Origin of the sequence: Paraburkholderia sp. (assembly GCF_049581445.1) — a bacterium.
Classification (GTDB): Bacteria; Pseudomonadota; Gammaproteobacteria; order Burkholderiales; family Burkholderiaceae; genus Paraburkholderia.
Genome location: NZ_JBAURZ010000397.1, coordinates 1 through 8794 on the forward strand (window position 1 = coordinate 1; position 8794 = coordinate 8794).

Annotated in this window: 9 protein-coding genes; 7 read left to right on the forward strand and 2 right to left on the reverse strand. The window is 61.4% G+C overall.

Features of this window, described 5'->3' with window-relative positions; all coding sequences use genetic code 11:
• Window positions 1-69 precede the first annotated feature (69 nt).
• The 7 genes from lptB (at window position 70) to WCA85_RS34530 (ending at window position 6598) form a co-directional block, all read left to right on the forward strand.
• Entirely contained in the window at window positions 70-852 is a 783-nt protein-coding gene (gene lptB / locus WCA85_RS34500; protein ID WP_424070160.1) for an LPS export ABC transporter ATP-binding protein, read from the forward strand.
• A gap of 173 nt (window positions 853-1025) precedes the next feature.
• Window positions 1026-2540: an RNA polymerase factor sigma-54 gene (locus WCA85_RS34505; protein ID WP_424070146.1), complete on the forward strand. Its 1515-nt coding sequence runs from the start codon at window positions 1026-1028 to the stop codon at window positions 2538-2540.
• A gap of 171 nt (window positions 2541-2711) precedes the next feature.
• Window positions 2712-3068, forward strand: coding sequence for a ribosome hibernation-promoting factor, HPF/YfiA family (gene hpf / locus WCA85_RS34510; RefSeq protein WP_424070148.1), 357 nt, complete (start codon window positions 2712-2714; stop codon window positions 3066-3068).
• Window positions 3069-3330: 262 nt separating this feature from the next.
• Complete coding sequence (locus WCA85_RS34515; protein WP_424070150.1) at window positions 3331-3846, forward strand: PTS sugar transporter subunit IIA; 516 nt, start codon at window positions 3331-3333, stop codon at window positions 3844-3846.
• A 129-nt stretch (window positions 3847-3975) separates the two neighbouring features.
• The gene (gene hprK, locus WCA85_RS34520) at window positions 3976-4944 is read left to right on the forward strand and encodes an HPr(Ser) kinase/phosphatase (RefSeq protein WP_117334402.1); all 969 of its coding nucleotides are present in this window, start codon (window positions 3976-3978) and stop codon (window positions 4942-4944) included.
• Window positions 4945-5030: 86 nt separating this feature from the next.
• Window positions 5031-5924, forward strand: a complete 894-nt coding sequence (gene rapZ, locus WCA85_RS34525) for an RNase adapter RapZ (protein WP_424070152.1) — start codon at window positions 5031-5033, stop codon at window positions 5922-5924.
• 38 nt (window positions 5925-5962) lie between these two features.
• Window positions 5963-6598 (forward strand): LON peptidase substrate-binding domain-containing protein, encoded by a 636-nt coding sequence (locus WCA85_RS34530; protein ID WP_424070154.1) that lies wholly within the window; start codon window positions 5963-5965, stop codon window positions 6596-6598.
• A 59-nt stretch (window positions 6599-6657) separates the two neighbouring features.
• On the opposite strand, the gene mutY is transcribed toward WCA85_RS34530, so the two are convergent.
• Entirely contained in the window at window positions 6658-7764 is a 1107-nt protein-coding gene (mutY, locus tag WCA85_RS34535; protein ID WP_424070156.1) for an A/G-specific adenine glycosylase, read from the reverse strand.
• Between the two features lie 7 nt (window positions 7765-7771).
• Window positions 7772-8602: a bifunctional DNA-formamidopyrimidine glycosylase/DNA-(apurinic or apyrimidinic site) lyase gene (gene mutM, locus WCA85_RS34540; protein WP_424070158.1), complete on the reverse strand. Its 831-nt coding sequence runs from the start codon at window positions 8600-8602 to the stop codon at window positions 7772-7774.
• Window positions 8603-8794: the final 192 nt, after the last annotated feature.

Consider the following 8794-nt stretch of genomic DNA (forward strand, 5'->3'; position numbering starts at 1 on the left):
GCTCACCGGCGCGTCGGCCACGCTCGCACCGTCCACCACGCTTCAGGGAGCCCCGGCCCAGTGAACTCAGTGAATTCGCCCTCCCTCCCCCATCGCAAGCCGGCTGGGACCAGCAGTTCGCTGGTAGTTCGTAACCTGAAGAAACGCTATGGCTCGCGCACGGTCGTCAAGGACGTGTCGCTCGACGTCAAGCGCGGCGAAGTGGTCGGTCTGCTCGGTCCGAACGGCGCGGGCAAGACCACGTCGTTTTATATGATCGTGGGACTGGTCCCGCTGGACGCCGGCGAGATCGACCTGGACGGCAAGTCCATCAGCCTCTTACCGATTCATAAGCGCGCTTCGCTCGGCCTGTCGTATCTGCCGCAGGAAGCGTCGGTGTTCCGCAAGCTCAGCGTCGAAGAGAACATTCGCGCCGTGCTCGAACTGCAACTCGACGATAACGGCAAGCGCCTCTCCAAAGACACCATCACCACGCGCACGGAAGCCCTGCTCGAAGAACTGCAGATCGCGCATCTGCGTGAAAATCCAGCGCTGTCGCTGTCGGGCGGTGAGCGTCGACGTGTAGAAATTTGCCGTGCGCTCGCCACCAATCCGAGCTTCATCCTGCTCGATGAGCCGTTTGCCGGTGTGGATCCGATCGCGGTGCTGGAAATCCAGAAGATTGTTAAATTTCTGAAGCAGCGCAACATCGGTGTGCTGATTACTGACCACAACGTGCGCGAAACGCTAGGCATCTGCGATCATGCCTACATCATCAGCGACGGCAGCGTGCTGGCCGCAGGTGCGCCGGGCGACATCATCGAAAACGAGAACGTGCGGCGCGTCTACCTCGGCGAACACTTCCGCATGTGATCACCCAAGGGGGGCGCACAACGCGCTACCCCTCTGCCCGGCGGCCCCGCGTCTATTTTTGACGCGGCGGGCTGCCCGCCTCCCAGCAGGCCCCATCCAGACGGGCGCGTTATTGCGGGTGTCGCAAGGTATCGCGGTCGTGGCAAACTCTCTACAATGAATCTCAACTTGCCATGAAAGCCAGCCTCCAACTCCGCCTGTCGCAGCATCTTGCGCTGACCCCTCAACTGCAACAGTCCATCAGGCTGTTACAGCTGTCTACGCTTGAACTGCAGCAGGAAGTCGCGATGGCGATCTCCCAGAATCCGCTGCTGGAAAACGAGGACGACTGGATCGCCAGCCCCTTGCGGGTCGCTGCGGACGGTTCACTGATCGCCCAGGCGCCCAACGGCGCCACGCCCGAGCAAATGAGCAACTCGGCACCGTCCTCGTCCACCACGACCAGCGAGCGCGCCGAGAACGGCGAACCGCAGGGCGTCGACGAATACAACGGCCTGGCGGCTGACGGCAACAGCGACTCCACCCAGTGGAATCTGGACGACTACGGCCGCTCCGGCACCGCCTCTGACGACGACGACCTGCCGCCGCTGCAAATCCACGAATCAAGTACTTCGTTGCGCGATCATCTGATGGCGCAATTGCGCGTCACGCAGGCCGGGCAGCGCGACCGCGCGCTGATCACCTTCCTGATCGAATCGCTCGACGACGACGGCTATCTCACCGCCACGCTCGACGAAGTCCAGGCCGACCTGCCGGAAGAACTCGAAGTCGATCTCGACGAACTGAATGCCGCGCTAGCGCTGCTACACAGCTTCGACCCGTCCGGTGTCGGCGCCCGCTCGGCTTCAGAATGCCTGAAGCTGCAATTGCTGCGCCTCGACGGCTCGCCGACCCGTACGCTGGCGCTCGACATCGTCGCCCATCACCTGGAATTACTCGCGGCGCGCGACTTCACGCGTCTGCGCAAGCATCTGAAGGCGAACGACGACGAGCTACGCGATGCCCACGATCTGATCCGCTCGCTGGAGCCCTTCCCCGGCGCCGCCTACGGCAAGGCCGAAGCCGATTACGTCGTGCCCGACATCATGGTGCGCAAGACGCCTCAGGGCTGGCAGGCCGAGCTGAACCCCGAGGTCGTGCCGAAACTGCGCATCAACCATCTGTACGCCAACATCCTGCGCAATAACCGTGGCGACCCAGGCAGTGGCTCGCTGCGCCAACAGCTCCAGGAAGCACGCTGGCTGATCAAGAACATCCAGCAACGCTTCGAAACTATCCTGCGTGTCGCCCAAGCTATTGTGGAGCGTCAAAAGAGCTTTTTTGTACATGGCGAAATTGCCATGCGGCCCTTGGTTTTGCGGGAAATTGCTGATACGCTGGGCCTACACGAGTCAACTGTCTCGCGTGTGACAACCGGTAAATACATGCTGACCCCATTCGGGACGCTTGAATTTAAGTACTTCTTCGGGTCACATGTTTCGACGGATACGGGCGGCGCGGCGTCTTCCACGGCCATTCGCGCGCTCATCAAGCAACTGATAGGAGCGGAAAACACCAAAACTCCTCTTTCAGACAGCCGCATAGCCGAACTGCTGGCGGAGCAAGGATTCGTGGTCGCACGGCGTACCGTTGCGAAGTACCGCGAAGCCCTCAAGATCCCGGCAGTCAACCTGCGCAAGTCTCTTTAGCCCGTCGCGTACTGTGGCGGGCATTTTCCGGCCGCTCCGCCCGTTGGCGGACAGGCCGGCCGATGCGACCTGCCAGTAGTCAGTCAACGGGGGACGACACAGGCGAGCCGTTAGATCGACCGGTACTGCCCCATCGTGCGGACCAAGCGGCCACTAGCTTGGAGAAGCACTATGAATCTGCAGATCAGTGGACACCATCTCGAAGTAACGCCAGCGTTGCGAGAATACGTGATCACCAAACTGGATAGGGTGCTAAGACATTTCGATCAGGTGATCGATGGCAGTGTGGTCCTCTCGGTCGACAACCACAAGGAAAAGGAAAAGAGGCAGAAGGTTGAAATCAACCTGCATCTGAAGGGCAAGGACATCTTTGTCGAGAGCTGTGACGGCGACCTGTACGCCGCGATCGATCTAATGATCGACAAGCTCGACCGGCAAGTCATTCGTCACAAGGATCGCCTGCAGGGTCATCAGCATGACGCGATCAAGTACCAGCCGCTGGCGCAAGTGGAAGTGCCGCCGCAATAAGCGAGATTAGAAGGTTTTCTTCAATGAGCTAAACCGCCCGGAAACGGGCGGTTTTTCGTTGGGCGGGGTGCCAATGCCGCCACTTGGCGCGCAATTATCCAAAGTGGCCCAAAAGGCCGCTAAATGCGTGATGGCGCGCTGCACCATCAATGGCCACCCTGTTCTATAATGGGCCGGTTACTATCGGGGTCAATCGGGGTTATTCAGCGGGAGTCCTGCGCTTTCGGGCTCCCACGCACATCGCCGTGAGCATCTGTCGAGAATGGAACGCCACTCAAACGCCACAGCGAGGAGTATCCAGGCCACGTTTCCGCCTGCCAACATGAATCGTTTAGCCAAATTTCTTCCCCTCGAAAACGTCGTCGTCGGACTGTCCGTCACCAGCAAGAAACGCGTGTTCGAACAAGCGGGCCTGATTTTCGAAAACCAGAACGGCATCGCCCGCAGCACGGTCACCGACAATCTGTTTGCGCGTGAGCGCCTCGGATCCACCGGACTTGGCGAGGGTGTCGCGATTCCGCATGGCCGGATCAAAGGCTTGAAGCAGCCGCTCGCTGCGTTCGTGCGCCTTGCGGAACCCATTCCGTTCGAATCGCCCGACGGTCAGCCGGTATCGCTGCTGATCTTCCTGCTGGTGCCCGAGCAGGCCACCCAGCAACACCTCGAAATTCTGTCGGAAATCGCCCAATTGCTGTCCGACCGCGAAACGCGCGAGCGGCTGCATACGGAAGAAGACCGCGAAGCGTTGCATCGGTTGCTCACTCAGTGGCAACCTTGATGCATCTGCGGCAATTCGCACACGAGCGGGCTGAACCCCGCACCGAATCCGGCACACGCCGGTCGGCCCGGTCGCGCTAAAGCGGCCGGCGCGAGCGGAGAAAGCGGCCCACACTGGAGTCAGGGACTCATGGATACGTCCAGCATCAACGCCCAAAGCATATTCGACGATAACGCCGCCATGCTGAAACTCAGCTGGCTGACGGGGCATGAGGGCTGGGAGCGCGGCTTCTCGGCAGAGACAGTCGCCAACGCCACATCGAGCGCCGACCTCGTCGGCCACTTGAACCTGATTCACCCCAACCGCATCCAGGTGCTGGGCGACGCCGAAGTCGAGTATTACCAGCGCCAGTCCGAAGAAGATCGTTCGCGGCATATGGCCGAGCTGATCGCTCTTGAGCCGCCGTTTCTGGTGGTAGCAGGCGGCGTCGCCGCGCCGCCCGAACTGGTCCTGCGTTGTACGCGTTCCTCCACGCCCCTCTTTACGACGCCCATGTCAGCCGCAGCTGTGATCGACAGCCTGCGCCTCTACATGTCGCGCATTCTGGCGCCGCGCGCCACGCTGCACGGCGTGTTTCTCGACATTCTCGGCATGGGTGTGCTGCTCACCGGCGACTCCGGCTTGGGCAAAAGCGAACTCGGTCTTGAACTGATTAGCCGCGGCCACGGTCTGGTTGCCGACGACGCAGTGGATTTCGTGCGCCTCGGGCCGGATTTCGTCGAAGGCCGCTGCCCGCCGCTGCTGCAAAATCTTCTGGAAGTGCGCGGCCTCGGGCTGCTCGACATCAAAACAATTTTTGGTGAAACGGCCGTCCGGCGCAAAATGAAGCTCAAGCTGATCGTGCAACTGGTGCGGCGCCCCGACGGCGAATTCCAGCGTCTGCCACTCGAAAGCCAGACGGTCGACGTGCTTGGCCTGCCCATCAGCAAGGTCACCATTCAGGTTGCAGCCGGCCGCAATCTGGCCGTGCTGGTGGAAGCCGCCGTGCGCAACACGATCCTGCAGCTGCGCGGCATCGACACGCTTCGCGACTTCATGGATCGTCAGCGTCTGGCCATGCAGGACCCGGACAGCCAGTTTCCCGGCAAGCTGATCTGACGTGACCTGACACGACGTGCCCACCGGCGGCGGGCACGCGCACGGGGTCCCGATGCTATGATGAAACGTACAGATTTCACCACTCCATGCGCATTATTCTGATCACCGGTATTTCCGGCTCCGGCAAATCCGTTGCACTGAACGCGCTCGAAGACGCGGGCTATTACTGCGTCGATAATCTGCCGCCGCGCTTTCTGCCGCAACTCGCCGCCTACCTCGCGCAGGCTGGCCAAGACCGTCTCGCCGTGGCGATTGACGCACGTTCGAGCGCCTCGCTCGACGAAATGCCCGCGATGATCCGCGACCTGTCACGCGAACACGACGTGCGCGTGCTGTTTCTCAACGCCAGCACTCAGTCATTGATTCAACGCTTTTCCGAGACTCGCCGCCGCCATCCGCTGTCCGGTTCGGCCACGCATGACGCCGATGTCGGCCTGTTGACCTCGCTCGAAGAAGCCATCGAGCGTGAGCGTGAACTCGTTGCAAGCCTCGCCGAGTTCGGCCATCAGATCGACACCAGTAACCTGCGCGCAAACGTTCTGCGCGCATGGGTCAAACGCTTTATCGAACAGGAGCACAACGGTCTCGTGCTGATGTTCGAATCGTTTGGTTTCAAGCGCGGCGTTCCCCTCGACGCCGACTTCGTCTTCGACGTACGCATTCTGCCGAACCCGTACTACGATCATGAATTGCGACCGCTCACCGGTCTGGATCAGCCGGTGATCGACTTTCTCGGCGCACTGCCCGTGGTGCACGACATGATCAACGATATCGAAACGTTCCTCGCGAAATGGCTGCCGCATTTTCGCGACGACAATCGCAGCTATCTGACCGTTGCGATTGGCTGTACCGGTGGCCAGCACCGCTCAGTGTTCATTGCCGAGACGCTCGCCGCGCGTCTCGCCAAACAGGCCAATGTGATCGTGCGGCACCGCGATGCGCCGATTGATGTAGGCGAATCATCAAAGCTAGTGGCTTAACCAGCCGCCTCGCGCGGCCTTAACCTAAGCGTTGCGCCATGTCCTCTACTTCTGCCGTGCTTGCCGATGTACCGCTGTTTCCGCTGCATACGGTACTGTTCCCCGACGGACTGCTGCCCTTGAAGATTTTCGAAGCGCGCTATCTGGACATGGCGCGCGACTGTCTGCGAGAAAAGACGCACTTTGGCGTGTGCATGCTGAAAAGCGGCGGCGAAGTGGCACAGCCGGATGAACCTTCGGTGCCGGAAAGCATCGGGTGTCTGGCGGAAATCGAAGAGTGTGATGTCGAAACCTTCGGCATGCTGCTGATTCGCGCACGCGGTACGCGGCGCTTTCGGCTGCTGTCACATCGCGTGGAACCGAGCGGCTTGCTGGTGGGGATGGCGGAGCCATTGCCTGACGATATTCCGCTCGAAGGCAACGAACAGCTCGCGAAATTTGGCGCGTGCGCGGAAGTGCTGGAGCGCATTATCGCGACGATTCGCGAGCGCGATCCAAACAGCTTGCCGTTCGCGGAACCGTTCAGACTGGATGATCCGAGTTGGGTGTCCAACCGGTTGTCCGAGGTACTGCCCATAGCCCTGCGTGCAAGGCAAAAGTTGATGGAGTTGCTGGACGCCGGCGCGCGCATCGACGTCGTTCACCACTACATGCAGCAACATCAGTTGCTGTGATGCATTCGGTGCGCCGACCAGGTTGGCGCTATCGCATTGTCGGGTGACCTACGCGTCTGCTACAGCAACGTCCCTTGCAACCCATCCAGCAGTTTGCGCACCGGTGCGGGTACGCCATACGCGTCGATATCGCGCAACGCTACCCAAGCGGTTTCGGCGTCACCCTGGACCGCCCGCGCGCCGCTCACACGATCCAGTTCCGCGAGACGCGGCTCGATATCAAGCCGGAAATGCGTGAACGTGTGCGTAAGCGGGGCCAGCGGCGAGACCGCGCCATCACCGCCAAAGTCGCGCGCACGCTCGGCGAGCGTCGTCTCATCGGCCGCTTCCGGCAAGCTCCACAAGCCGCCCCAAATACCGGACGGTGGCCGCTTTTCGAGCATCACGGCATCACCGTCACGCAGGACCAGCATCCACGTGCGACGCGTCGGCACTGCCTTCTTCGGACGTGCCGTCGGCAGCATACGCTGCCGCCCGGTCACGTTCGCGATGCAATCAACCGCGAACGGGCAGCGTAGGCAATCGGGCTTGCCGCGCACGCACAAGGTGGCGCCCAGGTCCATCAGCCCTTGCGTGTAGGCACTCACATCGTCATCACTTGCGTTGACCGGCAGCAGCGATTCGGCCAGCGTCCACATGGCATTTTCAACGCGCTTTTCACCGGGGAAACCTTCGACGCCAAACACTCGGGCAAGCACACGCTTCACGTTGCCATCGAGGATCGTTGCGCGCGCACCGAACGCGAACGACGCAATCGCCGCCGCGGTGGATCGGCCGATGCCAGGCAAATCCGCGAGCGCCTCGACCGAAGCCGGAAACGCCCCGCCATGCACTTCGATCACCGCCTGCGCACAGCGATGCAGATTGCGAGCTCGCGAGTAGTACCCGAGGCCGGCCCACAACGCCATCACATCATCGATGGGCGCCGCGGCGAGCGCGGCGACATCCGGAAAACGCGCCAGAAAGCGCGCGTAGTACGGAATCACGGTCGACACCTGAGTCTGCTGCAGCATGATTTCCGACAACCAGATGCGGTACGGGTCGCGCGTATTCTGCCAGGGAAGATCATGGCGGCCGTGCTGGCGCTGCCACGCGATCAGGCGCGCGGAAAAATCAGGCAATGCGGGCTCAATGGTGACAGCAGCGGGAGTCAGGCGAGAGGGCATCGAAAAATTAACGCTGGCAGGTGGGACAAAAGTACGTCGAGCGCTGCCCTTGCACGATCTGTTTGATCGGCGTTGCGCATACGCGGCATGGCAGCCCCGCGCGATCATAGACGAAATAATCGAGCTGGAAGTAGCCGCTTTCCCCGTCACTTCCGACGAAATCGCGTAGCGTACTGCCGCCCTTCTCGATGGCGGCCGCGAGCGTCACGCGCACAGCGTCCGCCAGCAGGTCATACCGGACGAGCGACACGCGGCCGGCCGCCGTGGTCGGGCGAATTCCCGCGCGAAACAGACTCTCGGACGCGTAAATATTGCCCACGCCCACCACGATCTCGCCCGCCAGCAATGCCTGTTTGACCGATACCTTGCGGCCACGGGTCTGCCGATGCATCAGCGCGCCCGAAAACGCCGGTGAAAAGGGCTCGACGCCCAGCCCCGCGAGAAGCGGATGTTCCAGCACGTCGCCGTCCGTGCGCGGATGCCACAGTACGGCGCCAAAGCGTCGCGGGTCGCGATAGCGGAGAATGAACTCGTCGAAGATCCAGTCGATATGGTCGTGCTTCGCTGCCGCCGGCAGATGAGGCAGGTTGCGCAGCACTCGAAGCGTACCGGTCATACCCAGGTGCACAATGAACCAGCCTGCGTCGATTTCGAACAGCAAGTACTTGCCCCGCCGCTCGACCTTGCGGACCACGTGCCCCCGCAAGGTTCTCGCAAGGTCCGCCGGAATCGGCCAGCGCAGCGCAGGTGTGCGCACTTCGACGCGCTCAACCTTGCGTCCGGACACATACGGCTCGATTCCCCTTCGGGTAACCTCAACTTCTGGCAACTCTGGCATGTCTAACTGGTCTGCAACTTGCGTGAGTGGTTGTGCGCTTATTGTAGCGAGCGCGTTACAATCGTCCGAAACATTGAACGGATTTCCATGAACTTGTCCTTCGTGAAGCTGTTTTCGAAGCGCCCGGCCCGTGCGTCGCGCGTGCCGCACGCCGTCTCTGCTCGCCGTCTGCTTGGCGCGGCAGCGCTTGCC

Excerpts from the sequence above, each read along its gene's own strand:
- WCA85_RS34505 (WP_424070146.1), top strand. The coding sequence starts at position 1,026 with ATGAAAGCCAGCCTCCAACTCCGCCTGTCGCAGCATCTTGCGCTGACC.
- hpf (WP_424070148.1), top strand. The coding sequence starts at position 2,712 with ATGAATCTGCAGATCAGTGGACACCATCTCGAAGTAACGCCAGCGTTG.
- WCA85_RS34515 (WP_424070150.1), top strand. The coding sequence starts at position 3,331 with ATGGAACGCCACTCAAACGCCACAGCGAGGAGTATCCAGGCCACGTTT.
- hprK (WP_117334402.1), top strand. The coding sequence starts at position 3,976 with ATGGATACGTCCAGCATCAACGCCCAAAGCATATTCGACGATAACGCC.
- rapZ (WP_424070152.1), top strand. The coding sequence starts at position 5,031 with ATGCGCATTATTCTGATCACCGGTATTTCCGGCTCCGGCAAATCCGTT.
- WCA85_RS34530 (WP_424070154.1), top strand. The coding sequence starts at position 5,963 with ATGTCCTCTACTTCTGCCGTGCTTGCCGATGTACCGCTGTTTCCGCTG.
- mutY (WP_424070156.1), bottom strand. The coding sequence starts at position 7,764 with ATGCCCTCTCGCCTGACTCCCGCTGCTGTCACCATTGAGCCCGCATTG.
- mutM (WP_424070158.1), bottom strand. The coding sequence starts at position 8,602 with ATGCCAGAGTTGCCAGAAGTTGAGGTTACCCGAAGGGGAATCGAGCCG.